Here is a 26,890-nt window from a genome sequence, read left to right as displayed (position 1 = left end):
ACAACACCACCCACGCCAAGATCCACTGCGTCGGTGAGCAGGCCATGGCCACCCTCAAGGGCTGGCGTCTCCTTCGGAAGCTTCGCTGCAGCACGAACCGCATCACCGACGTCGTGAAAGCCGTCCTGGTCCTTCACCACGCATCAGCGTGAGGTTGGAAAACGCTCAATGATCCACCAGGTCACCTCACGCGAAGTGGTACGTCGACCCTCATAGCGCCCCACCCCGCACGTCGTTGCCAAGTTCCTCACGATTGAAGCCGTTATGGGGGAGATCCATGGCGGTCCTGGACGGCGAGCTCGCCTGGATCGATTGTGATCACGTCGCGTTCACACGGCGCCACGATGCTGGCGAGAGCGCCTTTACGGTACCGGCCACCGTCAGCAGCCCCCGAGGCTCAGAAGACCGCAAGTGCAAGCACATGGTCGCCGAGCTCGGCTCGATGACTCCTCGCCGCTCCCCGAGCACAAACGTTCCTGTTGCCAGAGTTTCGCACTCACCCTCCATGCGGACACGCAAAAGAGGGCCGTAACCGTTGAGTCACACGCCTCGCCAACATGTGCGTAGTTCCGTGCCCGGGGGGACTTGCACCTTACACACATGCCGGTGATGTGGGGCGAGCTGCGATTGCCGTAGCTCCGCACTACCGTCACGCGCCTATCGCGCCCCCGCGCAGGAAACCCCCCTCTCTCCACAAGTTACTACTCTGCAGACACCCGATACGTCACTCGTACGAGTGAGCGCTCATGATCGGTTGAAACGCATCAGGTGTCGGAGATCAAAGATCTCAGATATCAACGACTGTGACCGTATTCTTCGATGGCCCGCCCTACCGAAGTTGGCGTGGACTCATCGTGTGGACTGTTCATTCCGAGCAGCGGAAGGGAAAAAATCACGGTCGTGACCGTACGCCCGCCCTGTGAATTAAGGGCATCGATTGCCTGCAACGTATGCGAAATCGCATAATAAGCAGGGCTCGTCTGCTTGTAGTCGGGGTGAACTACAGGCTTCTTCTCCCGACCCAAGACCATGGGTAGGCTTGGCGGAATAATAATCAAGCCGGGCAGCCCGTCCCCCGTCGTATTGGTGATGACTTGCGCGATCGCGGAGTTGGGACGCCCGCCATATCGCTCGAATGCGTAGATACCGGAGATGGCCACGGCATCGGCCTCGATATCAGCAGACCGCTCTTTTGTGAACTGCACCTGTGGGAACGGGGAGAGTCGCGCCCGCCACAGTGCGAGCGTCGATTCATTGTCCGAGGTGATGATGATGTTCATGTTCGTCCGGATCATATGTGCGGCATGGATGGGATGATTCTCACGCGCCCTGCGCGCTTGAGCTGTTCGGAGTCGAGGACGAAGGGGCTCTCGACCCCTTCGTCCGCCAGATGGTGAAGATAGTTTTCTGGCGGGATGGCGTCACGACGGATCACGGCCCGAGTCAGAGTGTAAGGCTGATAGCCGTCTTTCTCCCCGAAGTCGTGATACGCGGCCCGCGCATAAGCCGCAGCTCCCTCCGGGGTTTCCGAGAAATACTTGATCTCCTGGCCGCGCCCATTACGGTAGTGGCGGTTCGCGGGCCCCATGATGTCTTCGAGTTCTCCAGGCTGGACCGCACGGTAGATGTACATTTCGCCATGCTTGAGCCTGGAGGGACACCCTTCTTCGGGCGCTAGCCCCAGCGGGTCAGCCCATGTATGGGGATTGATGACATAGGCGGAGGGGTTAGGCGCAGGTTTGAGGCCCAGCGGGTCAGACGTCGTGTAGCGGGCTGTCTCTGGGTCGTAGTAGCGGTGAAAGTTGTAGTGAAGCCCTGTCTCGGAGTCGAAGTACTGCCCCGGGAACCGCAGAGGTGTATAAGCAGTGCTGCTGCTTGTCCACGTCGTGGCCCCCCACAACGTGGTGCGGGTGCGCCAGGCGATCTCGCCTTGCGTGCCGATGAGCTCGGTCGGTGTACCGACCAAATCGGTGACGATCGCAAAGAACCGCCGGTCGATTTCGTGCTGGGGCGCGTGAGCAGCCGTAATGCGCTCGGTTTGCGCTACGGGGCGCAGGCCGTCGTGGTCCCACGTGAGGGTGACGGGGTGTTTATGCGCTGGCGAGGTGCTGGTCTGTTCGGCGAGGTTGGCACCGTCCCAGGTGAAATGCGTCTCTTCGGCGGTTTCGCCGGTGGTGGTCAGGCGTTGCTTCGCGACACGTCTGCCGAGGGGGTCATAGAGGTAGCGCCACCGTGTGCCGTCGGGTGTCGTGACGGCCACAAGGCGGTCTTCACCGTCCCATTCGTAACGCCAGGTGTCCGGGCGGCGCGACAGACGCACCTTCTGCCTGAGGGTGACGCGGCCTTGGGCATCGTGCTCATAGCGGACATTGCCCGCTTGACCGATCCGCGTACCGGTGACAACGCGAGGTCCGCGTGCTTCCGCGCCGGGGTGTTTGGCCGGCCAGTCGGCGTTGGTTTGATTGCCTGCCTCGTCGTAAGCGTAAGTCTCAGTCCAGTCGTTGCCACGGACGCCAGTGACGCGCCCCACCGTGTCGACATCGAAGCGACGTGGGCCGGCCAGATGGTCATCCACCCCGGTCAGATGGCCGTCAGGCCGATAGGTGTAGCTGCGGCTCTGCAGCGTCGAGGACGCAGCGGTCACCATCTGGCTCACAAGGCGGCCGGCGGGGCCCCAGGCGTAGGAAAATGCGAGATCGTCTCCAAGCCGGCGGCCGATTTCGCGGCCGGATGCGTCGTGCTGGAAGGCGATGCCGTGGCCGGAGGCAGTCAGCGCGGCGGGGTTGCCGACTGTGTCGTACCGCCAGTGCGACTCTGCCCCAATAGGGGTGCGGCGATAGGTACGCCGCCCAACGAGGTCATAAGCATGAGTGAGAGTACGGCCGTTGACGGTCTCTGAGAGGACGCGTCCCATCGCGTCGCGCTCCAACGACATCGTGGCATCCGTGCCGGCTGCATGTACGAGATGACCGGCTGGATCATAGGAGTAGGTGGTGCGAGAGCCTTCGAGGACCTTCTCAGTGACCTGACCGAGCCCGTTGTGCTCGTAGACGATGCTCTGACCGAGCGCGTTGGTACGGCTGGTCAGCTGTCCTGCGGCGTCATAGGTGTAACCAAGGGGGCTGCCGTCGAAGTCGGTCTCCGATATGAGCCTGCCAGCCGGATCATAGGCGTAGGACCATTCCAGACCTTGGGCATTGGTGACCTTGACGAGCTGGAGTTCAGGGTCGTAGGAGTACGTGGACCGTGCTCCGTCAGGACCAGTCCTTGACGCCAGCTTGTCGAAGTGTGTGTACGTGTACTGCGTGACCCCACCGATGGCGTCGGTGTGGGAAACGCAATTTCCTTCGCCGTCATAGGTCCATGTTTCGCAGGCGCCATCAGGCTTGATGCGGGCGGCAAGCTTGCTCTCCACCGTCCAGACCAGTTGCGTGGTGGCTCCGAGCGGATCGGTGACTGCCGTGATGCGACCGAAGGCATCGCGCTGGTAGCGAGTGGTTGCACCCTGCGGGTTGACCTCGACGACAGGCAAGCCAGCCTGATTGCATTCGATGCGGGTGGTATTGCCCAGGGGGTCGGTGACCGTCGCGAGGTTGCCACGGCCGTCGTGAACATAACTCGTGCGAGCCCCACTCGGATCGGTCACCGAGGTGCGGTTGCCGCGTTCGTCGTACGTGTAGCGCCAGACACCCCCATCGGGACCAACGACCTGTACAGGTAGGTTGAGTTCGTTGTAGGCAACAGTGGCGGTCCGTCCGTCGGGGCGTGTCACCGCCGTGGTGTTGCCTGACTCGTCGTAGGTAAAGCTGGTGACGCGCCCAAGAGGATCGGTCGTGCTCAGCAGGCGGTTGTAGCGGTCGCGTTCGGTGCGGGTGACAGCCCCGAGCGCGTCGACCTCTGCGACTACCTGGTTCACGCGGTTGATGTGGAAGCGTTGGATGTGGCCGGATCCGCTGGTGGTCGTGGTCACCCGCGTCCCGGCGGCCTCGTCGTATCCGCGGTAGTCGATGCGCAGGCTCATGTGCCCGGCTTCGCCGCTCTCTGCGATGCAGCGGTGCTGTTCGTCGTAGACGTAGTGGTAGCTGCTGTTGTTGGTATCGATCCAGGATTCGATCCTGCCGGCATGGTCATAGCTGAAGCGAAGGGGCAGACCGGAGGAATTGGTCACGGCGGTGAGATTGCCGTCGGTGTAGCTGTAACTGACGAGCAGCTGGTCACCGCCCTCTGGGCCAGCTCCCACAAGGTGGAGACCGCAGATACGGTCTTCCTCCGTGGCGATCTTCAGGTGATAGCCGCCCCCATGCTGGATACCCGTTGGGACACCGTCAGCATCGTGCTCGAAAGTGATCCAGTTTCCGTTGCGGTCGGAGATCTCGTCCAATAGCGCAACAGAGTCACTGTGCACGCTGAAATACCACGTGATGCCGCTGACAGGATCGGTGATGGTGTAACCACCGTCGCCGGCGTGTGCCAGGGGCCAACGTGGTCCCGCCGACGGGAGTTCCGGCGCGCCGGACTCGGGGTGAGCGTAGGTCAGCAGCAGACCGTCCTCGTGAACGAAGATGAGACCCTCGGAGTCGATCTCCAGCCGCTGGTCAGCGGTACTCGACCACGAAGGGCCGAACCATTTCCCTGCGCGGTATCCGGATTCGACGCGCCGACGGAAGACCAGCGGGAGCGCACCGGGCAGGTCCACATCGGTCTGCGGCAGATACATCTTCCCAGTGGCCAGGTCGATGGGGTCGGTACCGTTTGAACACACGCTGTCCTGCGTCCGGCTATTGCCGTGCACATCCCCGTCAGTCGCCTCACGAGCCGGGCTCTTGGGACTGCCGGCCCCCTTCCTGCCGCTGCCCGTGGCATGGGGGGCGTGCGGCATATCGTCCTTGCGGCCCTTGAGGAGCTTGTCGAGTTCGGCGGCGTGCTTCGCGTCGTTCTCGGCGTGGTTGGTGGCGACCTTCTTCAGCCGGTCGCCCGCCCCGTGGTACAGGTCCTGGACGGCCTTGCTCGCGTCCTTGGCCAGGGTCTTGCCCAGCTTCTCCGCACCGTGCTCCAACGCCTTGACGATCCGATTGCTCATTCGAAGCTCACCCCCGCAGCCTTCGACTCGAAATCGGCGGCGTGCGACGCCACCGTCCGCGCATGCCCACGCAACGCCTCGGCGCGCTTGTGTAACTCCTCCGGATGGATCGAGAAACTCTCCCCCACACCGCCCCCGCCCCCACCGCCGGAGACGCCGAGCGCGGACTCGGCAGCCTGGAAGGCCATGCCACTCACCGCCTTGCCGACCACCTCCACCAAGGGGTTGATCGCCGCCTCGACGACCTGGCCGATGATGTACTGCTCCAACTGCTGCTCAAGGAAGTTCACGAGCTTCTTGCCCGCCGCTATCACCAGCGCCTCGGCCGCCTCCGCGATCCCCAACGTGGCCACGGCAGCGGCCTGGTCGGCCACGAACGTGATGGCCAGCACGATCAGCTCACCGATCGCCTCGACCTTCATCGCCACAATCGTGTCCGCCGCGACATCCAGCGCGGTGGCCACCGTGTGACAGGCATTGACCAGCTCCGACATATGCCCGTCCGACAGCTGCCCCCACTTGGTCAGCAACGCCTCGTACGACGCCCCCTGATACACCTCGGCCAACTGGTGGATCGTCGACGTCGAGCCCTTGTGGGTCTCGTCCAGCTTCTGCGCGAAGTCCCGCACATGGGACGCGAACTCACGGACCTTGTCCTCGTTGACGCTCGGCCAGTTCACCCCGATGAACTGAAGGAACGTCACCACCTCGTCCGGCAGCTCGATCGCCATACGGAATCCCCCCTTCCATTTACATCCCCCTTGGTGGAACGTGCCGACTACAGGGCATCAGACTTACACCAAGAGATAGCAATGAGCAGTCAATGAGATGCTATGTATAGCGTCATCGACGCCACCAAGCGCCCGCTCCCAGCCGGAGGCCGAGGCGGGTGCCGGTTACGCCTGCCCGCGAAGCGAGCTACATGTACAGGATGTGTGTCCGGGACTTGAACCATAGGCACATGCCGGTGTTGCGGGGTGAGTTGCGGCTGCCGTAGCCGCCCCGTTTGAGTCCTGGTGCGCCATGCCATCGCACACGCGCTGATGCCGACCAGAGCGCGAGGTAGAGCCACCCGCGGGCTCCTGCACCCAGAACGGTGTCGCCGCGGCGGCCGAGCCAGAATCAAGCTCATGGCCGTGGTTCAAAACACGGCCCTCGCACCGGGCCTTGTACCCCTGAGCGGATCGCTCCTTCCGAGCGCGGACCCGCTGCTACGGGCGTGGCCTCCGGGTGATCCGCCGCGGTCGGATACTGGTTGAACTCAGCCTCCCATTCGTCCTCCTTCACGCCGTGCAGGTCGTCGGTGCCCAGTAGCACCTCATGCGGCCCACCGCCGGGGATTAGCCCCTGCTCGGCGTACCAGGCTTTCTTCTCTTTCCACTCCCGCGCGTACTTCGGGTTCTTGAGCATGCCCAAGTGCTCCCATTAGACGGGTCTGTCCGGGTTGTCGGTGGTGACGGTGAAGTCGGGAAACTTCCTCTTGCCATCACGCCCGATCAGAGGCTGCTCGTATGTGAAGCGCCCTTGCACGTGGCGCTGCAGCAAGTCGGCGATGATGACCTCGTTTTACTGCGTACCGGCAGGCCGAAATGGGTGACGTGGATCAGGTTGGCATCGAACAGTCCGATGCGGCAACCTTGCTGGTCAACCACTGGGACAGGTTTGGGTGCCGTGGTGAGGCCGGTCGGCCTGCGGACGGTGTCCGAAGCTGTGGGCCGGGCCAGTTCCCGCAGGTCGTTCAACGGCCCTTCCTTGCAGGTGATCACCTTCTCGGTCTGACGGGTCAAAGCGCAAGGACGAAGTCCTCCTCGACATCGACGACGTCACCCTCGGCCACCGCACCAAACTCGCCCGGAACGCCCCCGAGCAGTGGATCTGGTCCGCACAGCCGGTCCATGAGCCACTGATCTCCATGGCCGCTTTCACTCGCGCTCAGGCCAAGCGCCAAGCCCGCCGCACACAGCCCCACCTTGCGCGAAAGCCCCGCCCCACCGACCGCAGCTACGCCCTACGCGGTCTGATCCACTGCGCCCTGTGCCACCGCAAGATGCAAGGCACCTTCAACAACGGAAAACCGCACTACCGCTGCCGCTACACCGCCGAGTACGCCAAAACCACCGCCCTGGACCACCCCCTGACCGTCTACGTGCGCGAGGAACTCATCCTCCCCGCACTCGACAAGTGGATCGCCACGACCTTCGCCCCCGGGCGGCTGACCACCACGCTGCGCGCACTGCAAGAACAGGCCACACAGTCCCCCGACACGACAGCCACCGCGGCAGCGCGGCGCATGATCGCCGAATGCGACCGGCGCATCACCCAGTACAGGACCGCGCTCGACGCCGGAGCCAACCCGCAACTCGTCACCACATGGATCAACCAAGCCCAGACCGAGAAAGCCTCAGCCCAGCAAGATCTCCTCGCCACGACGACGACCCACCCCGAGATCCTCACCACAGAGCACATTCAGCACATGGTCACCGTGCTCGGCGCCATCACCGACCGGCTCCTCGCCGCCTCCCCCGAACGCAAACGACCCCTGTATGAGGGTTTCGGGCTGAAGCTGATCCTCGACATGCAAAAGAGGGTCGTGACCGTAGAGTCACAACCCTCTGAAGCATGTGCATATCAGGAGTGTCCGAGGGGGGACTTGAACCCCCACGCCCGATAAAGGGCACTAGCACCTCAAGCTAGCGCGTCTGCCATTCCGCCACCCGGACTTAGGTGATCTTCGCGGGGCGTTCCCCGCGGCGACATGGACAACAATACCAAGGTTTCGGAGTGGCTTTCACCTGCGTATCCACGCCGGGCATAAGCGGCACTTATGGGGTTGGAGAGCGGAAGTGAGGGCGGATCCGGCGACACGGCGTACGAGGTCGCCCGGTGCGGTCGAGGGGAGGGTGGGCGCGAGTGCCGGCAGGTGCCGCCGGGTGAGGACAGGCGATCACGACGACGATCGGCGATCACGCCGCAACGCCATCCCGCCCCAAGCCCGGCACCCTCACGGCACCCCACCGCCACGCCCCCAAGCCATCCCCCCACCCTCACGGCATCAACTGATACTCCGGAAAGTTCCCCGGGAGGCGTTCGTCGGTGGGGCCCTGGGTTACGGCGTGGGCGAGGAGGTTGCCGCCGACGAAGGCGCCGCGCCAGGAGTTGCCGAAGCCGCCGAAGAGTTCCGCGCGGTCGCCGCGTGAGCGGGGGGCGTTGTGGCCGACCTTGAAGGCGCGGATCTGCGGGGCGAGGCGTTCGAAGGTCTCCTCGCTGTCGCAGGAGAGGGTGGCCACCAGGGCGCCGTTGCTGGCGTTCATGGCGGCGAGGAGTTCCGCCTCGGTGTCGACGAGGACGATGGTGTCGACGGGGCCGAAGGGTTCGGCGTGGTGGAGCGGGGAGGACGGGGGCGGGGCCAGGAGGGTGGTCGGGGGGAGGTACGCGGAGGTGTCCTGGGCGGGGAGGAAATGGCCGTCGGCGAGGGTGCCGCGGTGCAGCGGGACGGCGCCGCGGGAGATCGCCTCGGTGGTGAGGTCGGCGAGTTCCTTGGCCTTGGTGGCGTTGATCAGGGGGCCGAAGTCGAGGTCGGGGAGGGGCGCGGCGGGGTCGGGGACGGCCAGCGGGTGGCCGAAGCGGACGCTGCGTACGGCGGGGAGGTAGGCGGCGAGGAAGTCGGCGAAGGCGTCGCGCTGGACGACGAAGCGGGGGTAGGCGGTGCAGCGCTGCTTGGCGTAGTCGAAGGTCTTGCGGAGTTGCGGGGTCAGGGACGGCCAGTCGGTGTAGTTCCAGACGGCCCAGGTGTTGAGGCCCTCCTGTTCGAGGATGTGGCGTTTGCCGAGGTCGGCGACGGCGGTGGCGACCCGGGCACCGGTGTCGCGGCCGCCGACGAAGGAGACGCAGCCGATCTCCGGTGAACGGACGAGGGACGGGGAGAGCGTGCTTCCGTTGCCGCTGACCAGGGTGATCGGGACGCCTTCGCGGGCGGCCAGGGCGCCGGCGAGGGTGAGGCAGACCAGGCCGCCGTCGGTGGGGGTCTTGGCGATCACCGCGTTTCCGGCCAGGGCCTGGACGAGCATGGCGTGGACGAGGACCGACATCGGGTAGTTCCAGCTGGCGATGTTGCTGACCGGGCCGGGCAGCGGGGACCGGCCGACCAGCATCCGGTCGATCTCGGCGACGTACCAGCGGACGCCGTCGATGGCGCGGTCGACGTCGGCCTGGGCGAGCTTCCAGGGTTTGCCGATCTCCCAGACCAGGAGCAGGGCGAGCAGTTCGCGGTGTTCGGTGAGGGCGTCGAGGGTGGCGGCGATCCGCGCCTTCCGCTCGGCCAGGGGGACCTCGCGCCAGGTGCGGTGCTGGTCGAGGGAGGCGCGTACGGCCCGGAGGGCGGCGTCCGCGTCGAGGCGGGGCGGGCCGGCGATCGGGGTGCCGTCGACGGGGCTGGCCGCGGGCTGCGGGTGGCCGTCCGGGTGCCAGGCGCCGGCCCAGAGGTTGCCGACCTGGTCGCCGTGGAACGCCTCGGGGGCCACGGCCCGGCTGCGCTGCCAGGCGTCCGACCAGGCGGTACCGGGCTTGCGGACGAGGGGCGGGACCTCGTCGGCGGCGGGGTCGGGGGTGGGATCGGGAACGGGGGTGGGTGCCATCGGGTGACTCCGCTCTCGGTGCACGGCCGGAGGGGCTGGGCCGGGGGACGGGGTGGTGGGGCGCGGCTCCCGTAGGAGCCGCGTTGCTCGTCGGCGGTGGGGCGTGGTGGGGCGCGGGGTGCCGCGGCGCCGGATAGGGCGAGTGTCACTCGGGGCGGCCGGCGGCGCTCGGGGAGAGGGGCGGGAGACGGCGAGCGCGGGCCGGTGGGTGGGTGGCGTGATCGCTGCGGTCCCCCGCGCTTCCCCTGGACAACGGCTGGGGGATGCGGGATAACGGGATCCATACAGTATTCGTCGACCGACGACTGTATACAGTCTTCAATCTGCGATTCGTCTACTAGGTCGAGGCGGCGGAACAGCGACCGCCGCCCGAAGGGAAGCGATGCACATGCCCGAAGACGCCCGGGACGCCCACAACCTCATCTCCGGCGGGCACTTGGTCGCCAAGGCGCTCAAGGCGGAGGGGGTCGAGGTCGTCTACACCCTCTGCGGCGGCCACATCATCGACATCTACGACGGCTGCGTCGACGAGGGCATCCAGGTGGTGGACGTACGCCACGAGCAGGTCGCCGCCCATGCCGCGGACGGCTACGCCCGGCTCACCGGCCGGCCCGGCTGTGCGGTGGTCACCGCCGGGCCGGGCACCACCGACGCGGTCACCGGTGTCGCCAACGCCTTCCGGGCCGAGTCGCCGATGCTGCTGATCGGCGGCCAAGGGGCGCGCGCCCAGCACAAGATGGGGTCGCTCCAGGACCTGCCGCACGTCGAGATGATGACGCCGATCACCAAGTTCGCGGCCACCGTGCCGGACACCGCACGCGCCGCCGACATGGTCTCGATGGCGTTCCGTGAGTGCTTCCACGGGGCGCCCGGCCCGTCGTTCCTGGAGATCCCGCGCGATGTGCTGGACGCCGAGGTGCCGACGGCGACGGCCCGCGTGCCGCGGGCCGGGCACTACCGGGCCTCGACCCGTTCGGCCGGCGACCCCGAGGACGTCCAGCGGCTGGCCGACCTGCTGGTGCGGGCGGAGAAACCGGCGATCCTGCTGGGCGGCCAGGTGTGGACGACGCGCGGGACCGAGGCCGCGGTGGAACTCGTCCGGGCGCTGAACGTGCCGGCGTACATGAACGGGGCCGGGCGGGGGACGCTGCCGCCCGGCGATCCGCACCACTTCCAGCTGTCGCGGCGGTACGCGTTCGCCAACGCCGATGTCATCGTGATCGTCGGGACGCCGTTCGACTTCCGGATGGGCTACGGCAAGCGCCTGTCGGCGGACGCGACGGTGGTGCAGATCGACCTGGACTATCGGACGGTGGGGCGGAACCGGGACGTCGATCTGGGGATCGTGGGCGACGCGGGCCTCGTGCTGAAGGCGGTCGCCGAGGCCGCGTCCGGGCGGATCGACGCGGGCGCCGCCAAGCGCAAGGAGTGGCTGGACGAGCTGCGGGCCGCCGAACAGGCCGCGCTGGCGAAGCGGTTGCCGCAGCTGCGGTCGGACGCCTCGCCCATCCACCCCTACCGGCTGGTCAGCGAGATCAACGACTTCCTGACCGAGGACTCGATCTTCATCGGGGACGGCGGCGACGTGGTGACCTTCTCCGGTCAGGTCGTCCAGCCCAGGTCCCCCGGCCACTGGATGGATCCCGGGCCGCTCGGCACGCTCGGCGTCGGCGTCCCCTTCGTGCTCGCGGCCAAGCAGGCCCGGCCGGAGAAGGAGGTGGTGGCGCTCTTCGGGGACGGCGCGTTCAGCCTCACCGGTTGGGACTTCGAGACGCTGGTCCGCTACGACCTGCCGTTCGTCGGCATCGTCGGCAACAACTCCTCGATGAACCAGATCCGTTACGGCCAGCGGGCCAAGTACGGCGTGGAGCGGGAGCGGGTCGGCAACACCCTCGGCGACGTCCCCTACGACGCGTTCGCGCGGATGCTGGGCGGTCACGGCGAGGAGGTCCGCGACCCCGCCGACATCGGCCCGGCCCTGCGGCGCGCCCGCGAGTCGGGGAAGCCGTCGCTGATCAACGTGTGGATCGATCCGGACGCCTACGCCCCCGGAACGATGAACCAGACCATGTACAAGTAGGAGGGAGTCCGCCGTGTCCAAGGCACTCGACGGCATTCGCGTCCTCGATATGACGCATGTTCAGTCCGGGCCCTCCGCAACGCAGTTGCTCGGCTGGCTCGGCGCTGATGTGATCAAGCTGGAGGCGGTGGGCGGGGACATCACGCGGCGTCAGCTGCGGGACCTCCCGGATGCCGACTCGCTCTACTTCACGATGCTCAACTGCAACAAGCGCAGCATCACCCTGAACACCAAGACCCCGCGCGGCAAGGAGCTGCTGACCGGGCTGATCGCCCGCAGCGACGTCCTGGTGGAGAACTTCGGCCCCGGCGCGGTCGACCGGATGGGCTTCACCTGGGAGCGCATCCAGGAGATCAACCCGCGGATCGTCTACGCCAGCATCAAGGGCTTCGGCGACGGCCCGTACACCGCCTTCAAGGCGTACGAAGTGGTGGCGCAGGCGATGGGCGGCGCGATGGCGACCACCGGCTTCGAGAACGGGCCGCCGCTGGCGACCGGTGCGCAGATCGGCGACTCCGGCACGGGGGTGCACTGCGTCGCGGGCATCCTCGCCGCGCTCTTCCAACGCACCCGGACCGGCCGCGGCCAGCGGGTCAACGTCGCCATGCAGCACGCGGTGCTCAACCTGTGCCGGGTGAAGCTACGGGACCAACAGCGGCTGGCGCACGGACCGTTGGCGGAGTACCCGAACGAGGACTTCGGCGACGAGGTGCCGCGCAGCGGCAATGCCAGCGGCGGCGGCCAGCCGGGGTGGGCGGTGAAGTGCGCGCCCGGCGGGCCCAACGACTACGTCTACGTGATCGTGCAGCCGGTCGGCTGGCAGCCGCTCACCGAGCTGATCGGCCGGCCGGAGCTGGCGCGGGACCCCGAATGGGCGACGCCGGAGGCCCGGCTGCCCAAGCTGTCGAAGATGTTCCAGCTGATCGAGGAGTGGAGCGGCACGCTCCCCAAGTGGGAGGTGCTGGCGAGGCTGACCGCCCACGACATCCCCTGCGGGCCGATCCTGTCGACCAAGGAGATCATCGAGGACCCCTCGCTGGCCGCCGACGGGATGGTGGTCGAGGTCGCGCATCCGCAGCGCGGCACCTTCACCACGGTCGGTTCGCCGCTGAAGCTCTCCGACTCCCCCGTCGAAGTGCGCCGTTCGCCGCTGCTGGGTGAGCACAACGCGGAGGTGTACGGCGCGGAACTGGGACTGGACGACGCGGAGCTGCAGCGGCTGAAGACTGCGGGAGTGATCTGATGGAGTATCAAGAGGACGCAGTACGCGGCGTGTTGGCGGCGGCGCGGGCCGAGGGGCGGACCGTGCTCACCGCGCCCGAGGGCAGGCTGGTCGCCGAGGCGTACGGGATCCCGGTGCCGGCCGAGGGACTGGCCCGGACCGCCGACGACGCGGTGGCGCTCGCCGACCGGATCGGCCTCCCGGTGGCACTCAAGATCGTTTCGCCGGACCTTCCGCACAAGACCGAGGCGGGCGGGGTGCGGACCGGTCTCGGCTCGGCGGCCGAGGTGCGCGGCGCGTTCACCGCGATCGTGGCGAACGCACGGGCGTACGCCCCGCAGGCGCGGATCGTCGGTGTGCAGGTGCAGCAGATGGTGCCGGAGGGGCAGGAGGTGATCGTCGGGGCGGTCACCGATCCGACGTTCGGGAAGGTCGTGGCGTTCGGGCTGGGCGGGGTGCTGGTCGAGGTGCTGAAGGACGTCACCTTCCGGCTCGCGCCGGCGTCGGCCGAGGACGCCGCGTCGATGCTGGACGGCATCCGGGCGGCCGAGGCGCTGCGGGGGGTGCGCGGCGGCCCGGCGGTGGACCGTGCGGCGCTCGCCGACCTGATCGTCCGCACCTCCCGACTGGCCGCGGACTTCCCGGAGATAGCGGAGGTCGACCTCAACCCGGTGTTCGCCGCGGCGGACGGGGCGACGGCCGCGGACGTGCGGATCCTGCTGAGCACGGAAACGCCGCCGCGGCGACCGCGCCACACCCGGGAGGAGATCCTCGCCGCGATGCGGCGGCTGATGCGGCCCCGTTCGGTGGCGGTCGTCGGGGCCTCCGGCACCCCCGGCAAGATCGGCCACTCGGTGCTGCGCAATCTGCTCGACAGCGGGTTCCCCGGCGAGATCCATCCGGTGCACCCCACCGCCGACGACATCCTGGGCCGCAAGGCGTACCGGTCGGTGCTGGACGTGCCGGGCGAGGTGGACGTGGCGGTGTTCGCCATTCCCGCGCCCCGCGTCCCCGCGGCACTGGAGGAGGCCGGCCGCAAGGGCGTCCCGAACGCCGTGCTGATCCCGTCCGGCTTCGCCGAGACCGGTGAACACGCCCTGCAGGAAAGGATCGTGGCGATCGGCGCGGAGTGGGGCGTCCGGCTGCTCGGGCCGAACATCTACGGCTACTACTCCACCTGGCAGGACCTGTGCGCCACGTTCTGCACGCCGTACGACGTCAAGGGCGGGGTGGCGCTGACCTCGCAGTCCGGCGGCATCGGGATGGCGATCCTGGGCTTCGCCCGGACGACCCGGACCGGTGTCTCGGCGATCGTCGGGCTCGGCAACAAGGCGGACGTCGACGAGGACGACCTGCTCACGTACTTCGGCGAGGATCCGCACACCGACTGCATCGCGATGCACCTGGAGGACCTCAAGGACGGTCGGGCGTTCGTCGCGGCGGCCCGCGAGACCGTGCCGAAGAAGCCGGTGGTGGTGCTGAAGGCGGGCCGGACCGGCGCCGGGGCGCGCGCCGCCGGCTCGCACACCGGCGCGCTGGCCGGCGACGACGCGGTCTACGACGACATCCTGCGGCAGGCCGGGGTGATCCGGGCGCCGGGCCTTTCCGACCTGCTGGAGTACGCCCGCGCGCTGCCCGTGCTGCCCGTCCCCCGGGGCGACGACGTGGTGGTCATCACCGGCGCCGGCGGCTCCGGGGTGCTGCTGTCGGACGCGCTCGTCGACAACGGGCTGCGCCTGATGGACATCCCGGCCGATCTCGACGCGGCGTTCCGCCGGCTGATCCCGCCGTTCGGCTCGGCCGGCAACCCGATCGACATCACGGGCGGCGAACCGCCGGCCACCTACGAGGCGGCGCTCCGGCTGGGGCTGTCGGATCCGCGGATCCATGCGCTGGTGCTGGGGTACTGGCACACCCTCGTCACCCCGCCCGCGGTCTTCGCGGAGCTGACCGTGCGGGTCGTCGAGGAGTTCCGGGCGCGCGGCGTCGAGAAGCCGGTGGTGGCGTCGTTGGCCGGGGACACCGAGGTCGAGGAGGCGGCCGCGCGGCTCTTCGCGCACGGGGTCGTCGCCTACCCCTACACGACCGAGAAGCCGGTGGCGGCGCTCGGCGCGAAGTACCGCTGGGCGCGGGCCGCGGGGCTGCTGGGCACCTGAGGCCGTTCCCCGGAGCACGAAGAGATCGAGCAGAAGGAGCAGAGGGCGCGCTGACCGGGTTCTTTCGATTCCGAGGTGAACGGTATGGAGCACGGCGGACGGGACAGCACGGGAACAACAAGGATCGCGTATCGGGAAATCACCGACGCAAAGGGCCGGGTCTACCGGATCGGCGAGACCGACCGGGAACTGCTCGGCGGCCACTCGCGGAAACTGATGGTGTATCTGCCGTGGCTGGCGATGATGGCCATCAGCGTCTCCGAATACGCCTACGGATCGGCCGAGGACACGCTGTCGCACGCACACGGCTGGTCCCAGAGCGACACCTTCTGGATTCTGAGCGTATGGGTGTTCTTCCAGGCCGGAATCGCCTTTCCGGCGGGCTGGTTACGGGAGCGCGGCATCCTGACCGCGCGCCGGGCCATGTTCGTCGGGGCGGCGCTGAGCCTGCTGGGCTTCGTGTCCCTGGGACATCTGCGCCATGTGCCGGCGGCGATCTGCGGTTTCGGGGTCGTCGGCGGCATCGGCTCCGGGCTCGTCTACGCCACCTGCATCAACATGGTGGGCAAATGGTTCCCGGAGCGGCGCGGCGCGAAGACCGGATTCGTCAACGGCGGATTCGCCTACGGCGCGCTGCCGTTCATCTTCGTCTTCAACTACGCCTTCGACACCTCGGATTTCCGTGAGGTGCTGGACGGCATCGGGATCTACGTCCTGCTCGTGGTGGCGGGCTGTGCCTGGTTCTTCAAGGACCCGCCGAAGAACTGGTGGCCCGCCGAGGTCGATCCTTCGCACTCCGGAGGGACGGGGCGGCACACGGCATTCCTGGCGAAGAACCCGCCGGCGGTCCGGCAGTTCACGCCCATGGAAGCGGTCCGCAGCGGCATGCTCCCGCTGATGTGGGTGAGCGTGGTGCTGACCGCCGGCGTCTCGATCTTCGGGATCTCGTTCCAGGTGGACTTCGCGAAGGAGGCGGGGTTCGGTCCGCTGGTCGCGGCCTCGTCCATGGGGGTGATGTCCGTCGTCAACGGCGTCGGACGGGCCGTGGTCGGCTGGCTGTCGGACCTGTGGGGCCGGAAGACGACCCTGGTCTTCGTGATCGTCGTCCTGGGACTGGCCCAGTTCGGGGTGCTGTGGGCCGGGGACCTGCACAGTCAGTGGCTGTTCCTGTTCTTCGCCTTCCTCTCCGGTTTCGGCGGCGGCGCCTTCTACCCGCTCTTCGCGGCCCTGACCCCCGACTACTTCGGCGAGAACTACAACGCCACCAACTACGGCCTGGTGTACAGCGGGAAGCTGATCAGCGGCCTGTTCGGCGGCGGGCTGGGCGCGCTGGTGGTCAGTGCCTGGGGGTACGACGGCGCGTATCTGCTGGCCGGCGGCGTCTCCCTGGTGGCGGCGGCGTTCACCCTGCTGCTGCATCAGCCGGGGCGGACCCGGTTACGCGATGTGGCGCCCAACCCCCGTCCGTTCAGCCGGGAGATCACCTGAGCGGGACGGCGACACGTTCGGGTGCTTTCCGAAGGAGTTGGGAACGGTGCCGTGTCCTGGGGGCGGCAAGGCCGTTTGGGTGAGTGCCGACGGGGAGCGTGCCGTGCGCGACAGCACACGGCCGGTACGTCCGTCGCGCCGGCGGAAGACACCGCTCGTTCTCTGCACCAGAAAGGGACTGTCCACCATGACGTACTCCAAGGCCGCTGCGGTTGTTGCCGGCGCGGTGATGGCACTGGGCGTCGCCGCCCCCGCGTTCGCCGACGGCCACCGGGGGGTCGCGGCAGCGGCCGACAACCTGCTCAACGGCGACGCGGTCTCCAAGGGCGTCGTCAAGAAGCCCCACGTCAACATCGGCTCCGTGGTCAACGCCGTCGCCAAGACCGCGGACAAGCTGAAGGGGCCCCAGGGCACCGCGGCCAAGCACCCGGTCGGCCGGACCGCCCGTACGCACCGCTGACGGCCGTACGCCCATCGGCGAACGACCGACGGACGCCCCGCACCTGCCACGGCAGGGGCGGGGCGTCCGGGCGTCTTGCGCGTGCGGTCCGCGGCCGATCGGCCTGTGCTGCATACGGTGGCCGTGCGCCCGCCTGCGGCGTAGCCTTTTCGGTAGAGCCGCGTTGTCTTCCCGCAAGCGGTTCCGGGTTTCCGCCGCGTCGCCGGAACAGATCCCCAAGGTCGCCGAGCGCGCGGTTTTACAATATCCGGTCACGCAAAGCGGTGATACTGGAGTCACCGAAGGCTCGGATTTCACTCCGGATGCGAGCGGCCGAATAATCAGTCACCGCCGACCGCACTATTTCACCGGCAGCAAGAAGACCTTGACGTTCGATCAGCAACGGGCCTGCGTATGGGTTGGCTCACCTTCGGGTATTTCATATCGTACATTCCCTATGCGATGCTCGTGAAAGCACTGGCCAGTGGTGTGACTCCGCTGTCGCACGGGCCGGTCAGCGGCTTTGAGCTGCTTCCCGCAAGCGTCCTCGGCCAGCTCGTCGTGATGCCGATCTTCCTGGTGATGACGGGTTGGTGGCGGCAGATGCGGCGCGGTTCCGTCGGCGGAATCCGCATTCCGACCATCGGTCGGGAAACGCTGGCGTCCGGATTCTTCACCTCGCTCATCATCGGCACCACCACGATGAACTACACGTTTTCCGGCGTCTCCATCCTCTTTATGCTGCTGTTGATGCGCGGGGGAGTTCTGAGTTTCTCCCCCTTGGTGGACAAGGCTCGTAAACGGCAGGTGACGCCATATTCGTGGGCGGCACTGTGCCTCAGTCTGACCGCGGTCTCGGTGGCCCTCGGTGATGTGAACAGCTACTACCTCACATCGGCCGCCGTGCTGAGCGTGCTGACCTACCTCGTCGGCTATCTCGGCCGCTTCGACATCATGAGCCGGGTCGCCAAGACCGGGGTGGCCGCGACAGACCGTCGGTTCTTCGTGGAGGAGCATGTCGCCGCACCGGTCTGGCTGACACTGCTGCTGGCGGCGGGGGCGCTGGCGGGGCAACCGCAGTTGCGCGCGGGCTTCACCACGTTCCTCGGCACCCCGCTCGCGTTGGCGGCCGCGGGGATCGGCGTGACGTACGAGGTGCTGTTCGTCTTCGCTTCGCTGATGTACCTCGACCGGCGCGAGTACACCTGGGGCGTGCCGGCGTGGGCGTTCGCCAGTCTGATGTCCGGTCTGGTGGCCTCCTTCTCGCTTGCCTGGCTGAGCGGACTCCAGGCGCCGGGGACCGGTCAGCTGGCCGCGCTCGTCTTCGGCGTCGGCGCGGCGGGGGTGCTGGCCTACCCGTCGGTCACCTCCTGGTGGCGGGCACACACCACCGGACCGGTGCACCGGGTGCTGTTCGTCTGCGGCGGGAACACCTCTCGTTCGCCCACGGCCGAGGTCATCGCATGGGCCCAGGTCGCGGAGGCGGGAGTCGCACATGCCTTCCGGTTCTCCAGCGCGGGCGTCGCGACGAAGCGTCCAGGGGATCCGATGGCCCCCGAAGCCCGCGCCGCGCTCGTCGAGCTCGGGCTGCCCCGGGTGCGGGGCCGCGGAGATCCCCGCCGTCACCGGGCGCGCCCGGTCACTCCGGAACTGTGCCGGGTCAGCTTCATCATCTACTGCATGACCGGGGCCCATCGCGACAAGGTCATCGCGATGGCGCCCGAGGCGAAGGAACGGACCCTGTGCCTGGACCCGCGCGGTGACATCCCCGATCCCGAGGGGCAGTCCCCGGAGGTCTACGTCCGGTGCGCCCGGCACATCCAGCGGTCCGTCCGGCTCCGCCTGCGCGAGCTGCTCGGCGCCGGCCCGCTCGCGGCCCCCTTCGAGGGAGGCTGAGCCACGGATGGCCCCCTCGCTCCCCGACGGCGTCGGGCGATGCTCCGGAGATGCGCGTCGTCCCGCGGAAGGTGATGCTCGCACTGGTGGCCGGTTGCCCGAGTGGCTGCCCGACGTCGATGCCGGCGGCATCGGGTACGCGGACGTGGTGGCCATGGTCGATCCGTTCGTCCGGCAACGGTCCCGTCTGGAGGAGTACGTCCGGTGGAGCTGTTGAGGAGCGGTTACGGCGCGTCCGTCGTCGGACGGCGGGCCCAGCTGGTCGCCGTGCTCGCCGAACCGGAGGACCTCAGCGCCGCGCGCCTGCGCGGCCTGGCGGGAGTGGCCGACGCGTTGGAGGTCCGGGCCGACCTGGTCGGCGATCCCGATCCGCACCGGCTGCGCAGGCACTTCGGGGGGCCGCTGACCTACAGCCTGCGCTCCCGGCGCCACGGCGGCCGCTCGGCGCTCGGCCCGGTCGAACGGCGCACCAGGCTGCTGCGCGCGGCGGAACAGTACGATCTCGTCGATCTGGAGGCGATGGACGACCTGGTGCCGGAGCTGCTGGCGGGCATCCCGAGCCGGCAGCGGCGGGTCTCCTGGCAGCAGCCCGAGGCCACCCGCCCGGAGAACCGCGCCGACCGCTGGTTCGGGGCGGGCATGCGGGAGGCATCGGAGGCACTGCGGCACCGTTTCGCCGCGATGCGGTCCGTACCGGCGGCGGCGTACCTCCTCGTGCCGCAGCCCGGCACGCAGTACGGATCGGCCTCACCGCTGCTGCTCACCGGGCTCGGACGCACCGACGTGACGGCGTTCGCCTCCGGTCCGGCCGGGACCTGGACCCGGGTGCTGGCACCGTGGCTGGGCGCACCAGTCGTCTTCGGTCGGGCCGGTGCCCCGGGGGCGGACGGAATGCCCAGCGTGGCACAGCTGCGGACCGACTACGGCCTGCCCGCGCTCCCCCCGCTCGACGCCCTGTTCGGCATCACCGGCCAGGCCACCGGACGCTCGCTGGCGCCCAGGCTGCACAACGCGGCGCTGCGGCACCTGGGGCTGCCCGCGCTCTACCTGCCCTTCCCCGTGGACGTGTTCCCCCGCTTCTGGCGCTGGGCCTGCGGCTTCGGTGCGCTGGCCCGGCTGCCGCTGCGCGGGCTCACGGTCACCGCGCCCCACAAGCGCAGTGCGGTGGAAGTCGCCGACATCGCCGACCCGCACGCGCTGCGCTGCGGCGCGGCCAACGTGCTGTGGCTGGACGCCGGGCGCTGGCGGGCGGCCACCACCGACACCGTCGCCGCCCTGCGCACCCTCGCTCGGGCCGGGGTAGATCCGGGCGGCCGAACGGCCGCCGTCATCGGTTGCGGCGGCGCCGGGCAGGCCGTCGCGCTGGCCCTGGACCAGGCCGGAGCCCGGGTGACCCTGGTCAACCGGGGGGATGTGCGCGGCCGGGACGCCTCCTCGCGTCTCGGACTCCCCTACGTGCCGCTGTCCCGGTTCTCCCCGGCCGGGCACACCGTGCTCGTCCACGCCACGCCCGTGGTGGAACGGCCGCCGTTTCCGATCACCGCCGCCGATCGGGACGCGGTGGTGCTGGAGCTGGTCTACCGCGATCCTCCGACAGCGCTCATGAGCGCCACCCGCGCCCGCGGGCTGCTCGGCATCGACGGCTGGGACGTCCTGTTCGTCGAGGTGAGCGAGCAGTTCCGGCTGCTGACCGGCCGTCCGCTGCCCGCGGCGCTGCCCCTGCGCCCCCTCTGCTTCGACTCCGCCGAGCCGGCCGAAGTCCACGACCTCACCGAACCGGCGGGACGGGCCCCGACGCGGTCCCCGTTGCGACCGGCGAGCAGGGAGGCGACATGACGAGCCGTCCGGCGTCCCACGAAGGTCCGGCCGCACCGCGACCGCCGGACACCCCCGATGTCTCGCCGCTGCTGGGCGACTGGGTCAACACGGAACAGCGCAGTCCGCAGGGCCCCCTCCGACTGAGCGTGACCCGGCACGGCAAGGGCCTGGCGGTGAGGGCCTTCGGCACCGGCAGCCCGCAGCCACGCGACTGGGGCCAGGTGCCGGCGGTCGCATACAGCGCGCCGGGTGCACCATCGGTCTCCTGGTCGTTCTCGGCGAGCTACGACTTCGGCCCGCTGCGGACCGTCGTGTGCGCGTACCACAAGACGGGCATCCTGGTGGCCACCACGTCCAGCGTCTTCAGCGGCGGCGGGCACGCCGACCATTGGGGCCGCTCGTTCTACCACCGGGCGGAGGGGCGGCCATGACTGCGCGGACGGTCGATCCGGCGCCGCTGGCCGGCAGCTGGATCAACTTCGACACCGCGGCCACCGGCATCCACCTGGTCGATGCCGGGGTCGACGGCAACCGGCTCATGCTGCGGATCACCGAGCGCGGCGCCCCTCAGGCCGCGCAGGAGGCACTGGCCGACGGGCCCGTCACCGGCGCCGCCCTGCCCGCCGTCCCGCTGGCCGACGACATCGACGCCACCGAGGCCGTGGCCTTCCTCGCCGAGGGCCCGCTCGGTTCCCGCCAGGCCATCCTCTGTGGCTACCTCAACCGCGGCCTGCTCACCATCGACGTCCACACCGTCCACACCGGTGGCGCGCGGATGCCGAATGTGATGTACCGCGCCCATTTCCACCGCTCCGAAGGGGCCGAGCCGCGATGACCGGCGACCGGGACCACCCGACCGGTCCGGCCTGCGCTCCGGCGTCCGAAGGCGACGGGGCGGTACTCGACGCCGTGGCGAAGCTGGCCGAGGACAGCTTCGCTCCCCGTGCCGAGGAGTACGACCGGAGGGCCGTATTTCCCGCCGAGGACTTCGACGATCTGTTCTCCGGGGGCTTCCTGGGTGCCGCCGTGCCCCGCGAATACGGCGGCCTGGGCTACGGCCCGCAGCAGCGCAACACCCTGCCGCTGTGGGAGATGACCACCGCGCTGGCCAAGGCCGATCTGTCCCTGGCCCGCTGCTGGGAAGGGCACGCCAACTCACTCGTCCTCATCGACGCGCTGGCACCTCCGGAGCAGAAACGACGCTGGTTCGCCGGCGTGGTCGAAGAGGGCGAGATCTGGGGTGCCTGGAGCGGCGAACCCCAGGCACCGAAGCCGGGCGAGAGCCATCGCTTCGGCACCACGTCGACCCCGGTGTCCGGCGGCTGGATCCTCCGCGGCAGCAAGGCGTTCGCCACCAGCGCCACCGGGGCCCGGTGGGCGATCCTGCTCGTCGATCCGGCCGGTCCCGGTGGCGCCCGGCACACCCAGGGGGCCGACCGGAAGCTCCTGCTGCTCGCATGCGACCTGTCCGACCCGAGCGTGACGGTGGACAGTTCGTGGTGGGACCCGATCGGCATGCGCGCGACGGTCAGCCACGTGGTGCGGTTCGAGGACACCTTCGTCCCGCGTGAACACCTCATCGGCCGTCCCGGCGGCTACTTCGAAGGGCACTGGCAGACCGCGTTCATCCCGCACTACGCGGCGAGCTTCCTCGGCGGCGCTCTGGCCGCGTACGCATACGGACTCGCGTATCTGAAACGGCAGGACAAGGGCGGCGACCCGCATGTCCAGCAGCGGGTGGGCGCCATGGCGGTCAACATCGACACCGCCCGCCTCTGGCTGCGTCACGTCGCCGCGCTGTGGGACGAGGGCAGACTGGACGAGGCCCGGATCGCCGGCAACCGGGCCTGGCACGTGATCGAGCACCTCGCGGAAGAGACGGTGCACCACGTCATCCGCGCGTGCGGTGCCCGCAGCCTGATCCGCCCGAGCCCGGTGGAACGCATCCTGCGCGATCTGACCTTCTACGAGCTGCATGACAACGACGACCACGTTCTGGCCACCATCGGCCGAGCCGTCCTCGGCGAGCAGCACGACCTGTCGTTCCACAAACCCTGAACCCGCCTCGATCGGCGTGCGTCCGGTGCCGGCTTGCGAGCAGATGGGGCACAAGTGCCGTGGTATCAAAAGCACTTACCAGCACCCGACGCCCCTCCCAAACGCCTCCCGGGCACCTACCGAATGCTCACTCGGCGGCCGTCCGGCGCCCCTCCGGCTCCAGTCCGCCGCCGGTCACGGCCCGGTCGGCGATGGCGCGGTGGTGCTGGACCACCTCGCCGATGATGAAGTTGAGGAACTTCTCGGCGAACGCCGGGTCCAGGCGGGCGTCTTCGGCCAGGCGGCGCAGGCGGGCGATCTGGGCGGCCTCGCGGGCCGGATCGGCGGGCGGCAGGCTGTGCCGGGCCTTCAGTTCGCCGACCTGCTGGGTGCACTTGAACCGCTCGGCGAGCAGATGCACCAGCGCGGCATCGAGGTTGTCGATGCTGCTGCGCAGGTAGAGCAGCCGCTCGCGGGCCGCCTCGTCCGCGACGGAGGCCGCTTCGCCGGCCGCCGGTGCTGTCCCTTCGCTCATGTGCGTCTCGCCGTTTCTGGTCGGGTTCAAGGGGATTCGTCCGTGATCAGCTGGTGCGTGATCGCCTGCACCCTACCCAACCGGGGGCCGGTCATCTCCCCTGGTCTCGCGGATCGGACGGGCCCGGGACGGCAGGGGCGAGGATCGGCCATCCGCGGTCGCGGCCCGGATCAGGCGTCCTCGCCGTCGCGTTCGTGGTATGTCCGGCGGGTGTGCTCGGTGTGTGCGCGCATCACGGCGGTGGCGCGGGCCTCGTCGCCGTCGGCGATCGCGGCGATCAGGTCCCGGTGCTCGGCCCAGGACCGGCTGCCGCGCCTGCGGGCGACCGGGGTGTAGTACCAGCGCACCCGCCGCCCGACCTGCGCGGCCAGTTCGGCGAGCACGGCGTTGCCGGCCAGCTCGGTCACCTTGGCGTGAAACGCGGCGTTGAGCGCCACCGCGGTCTCCACGTCGTCGTCCTGGACGGCGCGCTCGCCCTGCGTACAGAGCCGCTCCAGCTCGGCGATGCCGGACGGGTCGGCGTGGACCGCGGCGAGCCGGGCGGCCTCGGCCTCCAGCAGCGTACGGACCGTCAGCAGCTGGTCGGCCTCGTCCTCGGTGGGCTCATGGACGAAGGCGCCCTGGGCGGGGCGCAGATCGACCCAGCCGTCGGTGGCGAGCCGCTGGAGCGCCTCGCGGACCGGCTGGCGGGAGACCCCGAGGTGGCCCGCCAGTTCGCTCTCGACCAGGTGCTGGCCGGGGCGGAGCGCACGGGTGGTGATGAGTTCGAGCAGCGTCTCGTAGACGCGCTCGCGCAGCGGGCCGGGGCGTTCGAGCTTCGGTACGGCGCCCTGCGGCAGTCCTCTGGACAGCATCGGGTCCCCTCCCTGATTGGCTATCGTCTACAGTCTACTGAGCGCGCCCGCTTCTCCACAGACCGCCGCGGCGGTCCGCACCGGCGGCGCCGGTGAACGCCCGTACCGGACAATGGACATCGGCGAGCGCGGCCACCACCGCAGACAGAACCGGGGCTGATCAGACATGGGACGGGTCACCGAGCGACGCCGCGTCATCCGGATCCGCGACGGTGCGGTGAGCAGCCGGCCGGACACCCTGGTCGCCGAGGAGCCGCTGGAGATCCGGCTGAACGGCAAGCCGCTGGCGATCACCATGCGCACCCCCGGTGACGACTTCGCGCTGGCCGCCGGCTTCCTGGTCAGCGAGGGCGTCCTGGCGCGCGCCGACGAGCTGGCGACCATCGTGTACTGCGCGGGGGCGACGGCGGACGGCGCCAACACCTACAACGTCGTCGACGTCCGGCTGGCCGAGGGCGTCGCCGTCCCGGACCTCACGCTGGAGCGGAACTTCTACACGACGTCGTCCTGCGGGCTGTGCGGCAAGGCCAGCCTGGACGCGGTGCGGACGACCGCCCGCTGGGCGCTGGACACCGCCCCGGAGCCGGCGCTCCGGATAGACCCGGAGACCCTGGCGGCCCTGCCCGACCGACTCCGGAGCGCCCAGCAGGTCTTCGACCGGACCGGCGGTCTGCACGCGGCGGCGCTGTTCACGGCGGACGGCGAGCTGCTCGACGCCCGCGAGGACGTGGGGCGGCACAACGCGGTGGACAAGATCGTCGGGCGGGCGCTCCAAGACGGGCGACTGCCGCTGTCGTCGTGCGTGCTGATGGTCTCCGGACGGGCCTCGTTCGAGCTGGCGCAGAAGGCCGTGATGGCCGGCATACCGGTGCTGGCCGCGGTCTCCGCACCGTCCTCGCTGGCCGTCGACCTCGCCACCGAAACGGGGCTGACGCTGGTCGGCTTCCTGCGCGGGAGGTCGATGAACGTCTACGCGGGCGCGCACCGGCTGGCGCTGGACGAGGCGGGCGCCGCGGGCTGAGGCGGCCCGGCACACGCCCCCGCTCACTCCCCCGGCGCCACGATCCGGGTCAGCAGCGCGACCAGCTGCGCGCGTTCCTCGTCGCTGAGTGCGGCGGTCAGCTCGGCGTTGGCCTCGTCGCCGAGCCGTTGGGTGCGGCGCAGTCGCCGCTCGCCCTCCGGTGAGATCCCGATGGCGTTCTTCCGCCGGTCCTCGGGGTCGGGGGTGCGGGTGACCAGCCCGTCCTTCTGGAGGTCGTTGACGATCGCGACGATGTCCTTGGGGTCGATGCCGACGGTCCGACCGAGTTCCGCCTGGGAGACGGGGCCGAGTTCGGCGACCGCGGCGAGCACGGCGTGGTGCGTCATCCGCATGCCCTCGGCGGCGAGCGCCTCGGCGACGAGCCGGTGGCCGCGGGCGGCGGCGCGGCCCAGCAGCCAGCTGGGGAGGGTGCGGATACGGCTGGGGGCGTAGGGGGCGGGGCTGTCGGCCATGGGGGCACCGTACCCAGAAATCCATGGGTTCCACCAACGTAGGGATTCCCCACGAAAAACCATTGGCAACCCCAATGGCTTCTGCTTATCGTTGGGGCACCCAATGAAACCGGCCGCAGCGCGGCCCGTTCCCCCGGAGGTGACGGCCCGTGCGCCGTGTCCGATTCCATGCCTACGGCGGCCCCGAGGTCCTGCGCCTGGAGGAGGCCGAGGACCCGACCGCCGGCCCCGGCGAACTCCTCGTCCGCACCGAGGCGATCGGCGTCACCCTGCCGTCGGTGCGCCGGGTGCGCGGCGACGGCAAGGGCGGCGGCGATCCGCTGCCCGGCGTCATCGGCGGCGAGATCGCGGGCGAGGTCATCGCCCTGGGACCGGACGTCACCGGCTTCGCGGTCGGCGACCGGGTCACCTCGCTCACCCTCACCGGCTCCTACGGCGAACTCGCCCTCGCCCCCGCCTCCCTGGCCAGCCGCATCCCCGACGGCGCGAGCGCGGTACAGGCGGTGGCACTGGTGCGCAGCGGGCACGTCGCACTGGCCGCGCTCAGCACCGCCGCGCCGTCCGGCACCGAGTCCGTGCTGATCACCGGCGCGGCCAGCGGCACCGGGCACCTCGCCGTCCAACTGGCCAAGCTCCGGGGCGTACCGCGGGTGGTGGCCGCGGTCGGCTCGCCGGCCAAGGCGGAGTTCCTGTACCGACTGGGCGCGGACGAGGTGGTCACCTACGACCAGGAGTCCTGGGGCGAGCCGGTCGACATCGTGCTGGACGGGGTGGGCGGGGAGCTGCTGCCGCGCGCACTGGCCGCCCTCGCGCCCGGCGGACGGCTGATCTTCTTCAACTCCGGTGGCGGCACGGTCCCCGCGTACGAGTTGCTGGCCGGCGCGAAAACCATCACCGGGCTGACCATGCGGCGCTTCGCCACCGTCCACCGCGAGCGGTACGAGCGGCACCGGGCGGAGCTGTGGGAGCTGGCCGGCGCCGGCCGGCTGCGGGCCGTGGTCCACGCCGAACTGCCGTTGGCGGATGCCGCGCGGGCCCACGAGATCATCGAGGCTCGGGCCAACCTCGGGAAGGTGGTGCTGCGGCCGTGACGCGCCGGGAGGGCGTTCCGGCCGGGCACACCCGGTCGCCCCACCGGCCCCGGGCGGCGCACACGG

General features: G+C 69.4%; 23 protein-coding genes, 1 tRNA gene and 1 pseudogene. 15 read left to right on the top strand and 10 right to left on the bottom strand.

Going from position 1 to position 26,890, the window contains the following annotated elements; all coding sequences use genetic code 11:
• Positions 1–152: pseudogene (locus tag CG747_RS26580) on the top strand (IS5/IS1182 family transposase); the annotation flags it as partial.
• 642 nt (positions 153–794) lie between these two features.
• Here CG747_RS26580 and CG747_RS47455 read toward each other — a convergent pair.
• The 5 genes from CG747_RS47455 to CG747_RS48230 all read right to left on the bottom strand — a co-directional run bounded on the left by CG747_RS47455 (position 795) and on the right by CG747_RS48230 (position 6,867).
• On the bottom strand, positions 795–1,280 hold the full coding sequence (locus CG747_RS47455; protein ID WP_146022163.1) for a hypothetical protein: 486 nt from the start codon (positions 1,278–1,280) through the stop codon (positions 795–797).
• A gap of 11 nt (positions 1,281–1,291) precedes the next feature.
• Positions 1,292–5,080: a DUF6531 domain-containing protein gene (locus CG747_RS26575; protein WP_100604357.1), complete on the bottom strand. Its 3,789-nt coding sequence runs from the start codon at positions 5,078–5,080 to the stop codon at positions 1,292–1,294.
• On the bottom strand, positions 5,077–5,811 hold the full coding sequence (locus CG747_RS26570; RefSeq protein ID WP_100604356.1) for a WXG100 family type VII secretion target: 735 nt from the start codon (positions 5,809–5,811) through the stop codon (positions 5,077–5,079). Before CG747_RS26570 ends, CG747_RS26575 begins: the two co-directional genes overlap by 4 nt.
• A gap of 397 nt (positions 5,812–6,208) precedes the next feature.
• Positions 6,209–6,490 (bottom strand): hypothetical protein, encoded by a 282-nt coding sequence (locus tag CG747_RS48235; protein WP_180985718.1) that lies wholly within the window; start codon positions 6,488–6,490, stop codon positions 6,209–6,211.
• 86 nt (positions 6,491–6,576) lie between these two features.
• A complete protein-coding gene (locus tag CG747_RS48230) occupies positions 6,577–6,867 on the bottom strand; it encodes a hypothetical protein (RefSeq protein ID WP_180985717.1) in 291 nt (96 codons plus the stop codon).
• Positions 6,868–6,992: 125 nt separating this feature from the next.
• Here CG747_RS48230 and CG747_RS26560 point away from each other — a divergent pair, with 125 nt between their 5' ends.
• A complete protein-coding gene (locus CG747_RS26560; RefSeq protein ID WP_374701818.1) occupies positions 6,993–7,751 on the top strand; it encodes a zinc ribbon domain-containing protein in 759 nt (252 codons plus the stop codon).
• Here CG747_RS26560 and CG747_RS26555 read toward each other — a convergent pair.
• Both CG747_RS26555 and CG747_RS26550 read right to left on the bottom strand, forming a co-directional pair.
• Positions 7,716–7,800, bottom strand: a tRNA-Leu gene (locus tag CG747_RS26555). The genes CG747_RS26560 and CG747_RS26555 overlap by 36 nt on opposite strands.
• 324 nt (positions 7,801–8,124) lie before the next feature.
• Entirely contained in the window at positions 8,125–9,714 is a 1,590-nt protein-coding gene (locus tag CG747_RS26550) for an aldehyde dehydrogenase family protein (RefSeq protein ID WP_100604354.1), read from the bottom strand.
• Positions 9,715–10,102: 388 nt separating this feature from the next.
• Here CG747_RS26550 and CG747_RS26545 point away from each other — a divergent pair, with 388 nt between their 5' ends.
• The 11 genes from CG747_RS26545 (at position 10,103) to CG747_RS26500 (ending at position 22,871) form a co-directional block, all read left to right on the top strand.
• Positions 10,103–11,794 carry a thiamine pyrophosphate-binding protein gene (locus tag CG747_RS26545; protein WP_100604353.1) on the top strand — a complete coding sequence of 564 codons (1,692 nt, stop codon included), beginning with the start codon at positions 10,103–10,105 and terminating at the stop codon, positions 11,792–11,794.
• 13 nt (positions 11,795–11,807) lie between these two features.
• Entirely contained in the window at positions 11,808–13,037 is a 1,230-nt protein-coding gene (gene frc, locus CG747_RS26540; protein WP_100604352.1) for a formyl-CoA transferase, read from the top strand.
• Positions 13,037–15,172 carry an acetate--CoA ligase family protein gene (locus tag CG747_RS26535; protein ID WP_100604351.1) on the top strand — a complete coding sequence of 712 codons (2,136 nt, stop codon included), beginning with the start codon at positions 13,037–13,039 and terminating at the stop codon, positions 15,170–15,172. The genes frc and CG747_RS26535 overlap by 1 nt, the downstream gene beginning before the upstream one ends.
• A gap of 84 nt (positions 15,173–15,256) precedes the next feature.
• Positions 15,257–16,660 (top strand): OFA family MFS transporter, encoded by a 1,404-nt coding sequence (locus CG747_RS26530; RefSeq protein WP_100604350.1) that lies wholly within the window; start codon positions 15,257–15,259, stop codon positions 16,658–16,660.
• A gap of 187 nt (positions 16,661–16,847) precedes the next feature.
• Positions 16,848–17,120, top strand: coding sequence for a hypothetical protein (locus tag CG747_RS26525; protein ID WP_100604349.1), 273 nt, complete (start codon positions 16,848–16,850; stop codon positions 17,118–17,120).
• Positions 17,121–17,561: 441 nt separating this feature from the next.
• The gene (locus CG747_RS26520; protein ID WP_180985716.1) at positions 17,562–18,995 is read left to right on the top strand and encodes a hypothetical protein; all 1,434 of its coding nucleotides are present in this window, start codon (positions 17,562–17,564) and stop codon (positions 18,993–18,995) included.
• Positions 18,996–19,089: 94 nt separating this feature from the next.
• Positions 19,090–19,212 (top strand): hypothetical protein, encoded by a 123-nt coding sequence (locus tag CG747_RS49835; protein WP_257980724.1) that lies wholly within the window; start codon positions 19,090–19,092, stop codon positions 19,210–19,212.
• The gene (locus CG747_RS26515) at positions 19,200–20,831 is read left to right on the top strand and encodes a type I 3-dehydroquinate dehydratase (RefSeq protein WP_100604347.1); all 1,632 of its coding nucleotides are present in this window, start codon (positions 19,200–19,202) and stop codon (positions 20,829–20,831) included. Before CG747_RS49835 ends, CG747_RS26515 begins: the two co-directional genes overlap by 13 nt.
• Complete coding sequence (locus CG747_RS26510; protein WP_100604346.1) at positions 20,828–21,244, top strand: hypothetical protein; 417 nt, start codon at positions 20,828–20,830, stop codon at positions 21,242–21,244. Before CG747_RS26515 ends, CG747_RS26510 begins: the two co-directional genes overlap by 4 nt.
• Positions 21,241–21,648 carry a hypothetical protein gene (locus tag CG747_RS26505; RefSeq protein ID WP_100604345.1) on the top strand — a complete coding sequence of 136 codons (408 nt, stop codon included), beginning with the start codon at positions 21,241–21,243 and terminating at the stop codon, positions 21,646–21,648. The genes CG747_RS26510 and CG747_RS26505 overlap by 4 nt, the downstream gene beginning before the upstream one ends.
• On the top strand, positions 21,645–22,871 hold the full coding sequence (locus CG747_RS26500) for an acyl-CoA dehydrogenase family protein (protein WP_100604344.1): 1,227 nt from the start codon (positions 21,645–21,647) through the stop codon (positions 22,869–22,871). Before CG747_RS26505 ends, CG747_RS26500 begins: the two co-directional genes overlap by 4 nt.
• Positions 22,872–22,998: 127 nt before the next feature.
• Here CG747_RS26500 and CG747_RS26495 read toward each other — a convergent pair whose 3' ends face one another.
• Together CG747_RS26495 and CG747_RS26490 are read right to left on the bottom strand one after the other, a co-directional pair.
• Entirely contained in the window at positions 22,999–23,385 is a 387-nt protein-coding gene (locus tag CG747_RS26495; RefSeq protein WP_100604343.1) for a chorismate mutase, read from the bottom strand.
• Positions 23,386–23,555: 170 nt separating this feature from the next.
• The gene (locus tag CG747_RS26490) at positions 23,556–24,239 is read right to left on the bottom strand and encodes a GntR family transcriptional regulator (RefSeq protein ID WP_100604342.1); all 684 of its coding nucleotides are present in this window, start codon (positions 24,237–24,239) and stop codon (positions 23,556–23,558) included.
• 166 nt (positions 24,240–24,405) lie between these two features.
• Here CG747_RS26490 and fdhD point away from each other — a divergent pair, with 166 nt between their 5' ends.
• Positions 24,406–25,260, top strand: coding sequence for a formate dehydrogenase accessory sulfurtransferase FdhD (fdhD, locus tag CG747_RS26485; RefSeq protein WP_100604341.1), 855 nt, complete (start codon positions 24,406–24,408; stop codon positions 25,258–25,260).
• Positions 25,261–25,283: 23 nt separating this feature from the next.
• Here fdhD and CG747_RS26480 read toward each other — a convergent pair whose 3' ends face one another.
• Positions 25,284–25,733, bottom strand: a complete 450-nt coding sequence (locus CG747_RS26480; protein ID WP_100604340.1) for a MarR family winged helix-turn-helix transcriptional regulator — start codon at positions 25,731–25,733, stop codon at positions 25,284–25,286.
• A 149-nt stretch (positions 25,734–25,882) separates the two neighbouring features.
• On the opposite strand from CG747_RS26480, the gene CG747_RS26475 reads away from it, so the two are divergent.
• Positions 25,883–26,824: a zinc-binding dehydrogenase gene (locus tag CG747_RS26475; protein ID WP_100604339.1), complete on the top strand. Its 942-nt coding sequence runs from the start codon at positions 25,883–25,885 to the stop codon at positions 26,822–26,824.
• Positions 26,825–26,890: the final 66 nt, after the last annotated feature.

This window comes from Streptomyces sp. CB02959, from assembly GCF_002803155.1.
Lineage (GTDB): Bacteria > Actinomycetota > Actinomycetes > Streptomycetales > Streptomycetaceae > Streptomyces.
The sequence above is the reverse complement of the archived record's forward strand: the minus strand, read 5'-3'. Positions and strand labels throughout refer to the sequence as shown.

Bases quoted from the DNA above. Each gene is read 5' to 3' on its own strand.
- CG747_RS47455 (WP_146022163.1), bottom strand. From the start codon at position 1,280: ATGAACATCATCATCACCTCGGACAATGAATCGACGCTCGCACTGTGG.
- CG747_RS26575 (WP_100604357.1), bottom strand. From the start codon at position 5,080: ATGAGCAATCGGATCGTCAAGGCGTTGGAGCACGGTGCGGAGAAGCTG.
- CG747_RS26570 (WP_100604356.1), bottom strand. From the start codon at position 5,811: ATGGCGATCGAGCTGCCGGACGAGGTGGTGACGTTCCTTCAGTTCATC.
- CG747_RS48235 (WP_180985718.1), bottom strand. From the start codon at position 6,490: ATGCTCAAGAACCCGAAGTACGCGCGGGAGTGGAAAGAGAAGAAAGCC.
- CG747_RS26560 (WP_374701818.1), top strand. From the start codon at position 6,993: ATGGCCGCTTTCACTCGCGCTCAGGCCAAGCGCCAAGCCCGCCGCACA.
- CG747_RS26550 (WP_100604354.1), bottom strand. From the start codon at position 9,714: ATGGCACCCACCCCCGTTCCCGATCCCACCCCCGACCCCGCCGCCGAC.
- CG747_RS26545 (WP_100604353.1), top strand. From the start codon at position 10,103: ATGCCCGAAGACGCCCGGGACGCCCACAACCTCATCTCCGGCGGGCAC.
- CG747_RS26535 (WP_100604351.1), top strand. From the start codon at position 13,037: ATGGAGTATCAAGAGGACGCAGTACGCGGCGTGTTGGCGGCGGCGCGG.
- CG747_RS26530 (WP_100604350.1), top strand. From the start codon at position 15,257: ATGGAGCACGGCGGACGGGACAGCACGGGAACAACAAGGATCGCGTAT.
- CG747_RS26525 (WP_100604349.1), top strand. From the start codon at position 16,848: ATGACGTACTCCAAGGCCGCTGCGGTTGTTGCCGGCGCGGTGATGGCA.
- CG747_RS26520 (WP_180985716.1), top strand. From the start codon at position 17,562: ATGCTCGTGAAAGCACTGGCCAGTGGTGTGACTCCGCTGTCGCACGGG.
- CG747_RS26510 (WP_100604346.1), top strand. From the start codon at position 20,828: ATGACGAGCCGTCCGGCGTCCCACGAAGGTCCGGCCGCACCGCGACCG.
- CG747_RS26505 (WP_100604345.1), top strand. From the start codon at position 21,241: ATGACTGCGCGGACGGTCGATCCGGCGCCGCTGGCCGGCAGCTGGATC.
- CG747_RS26500 (WP_100604344.1), top strand. From the start codon at position 21,645: ATGACCGGCGACCGGGACCACCCGACCGGTCCGGCCTGCGCTCCGGCG.
- CG747_RS26495 (WP_100604343.1), bottom strand. From the start codon at position 23,385: ATGAGCGAAGGGACAGCACCGGCGGCCGGCGAAGCGGCCTCCGTCGCG.
- CG747_RS26490 (WP_100604342.1), bottom strand. From the start codon at position 24,239: ATGCTGTCCAGAGGACTGCCGCAGGGCGCCGTACCGAAGCTCGAACGC.
- fdhD (WP_100604341.1), top strand. From the start codon at position 24,406: ATGGGACGGGTCACCGAGCGACGCCGCGTCATCCGGATCCGCGACGGT.
- CG747_RS26480 (WP_100604340.1), bottom strand. From the start codon at position 25,733: ATGGCCGACAGCCCCGCCCCCTACGCCCCCAGCCGTATCCGCACCCTC.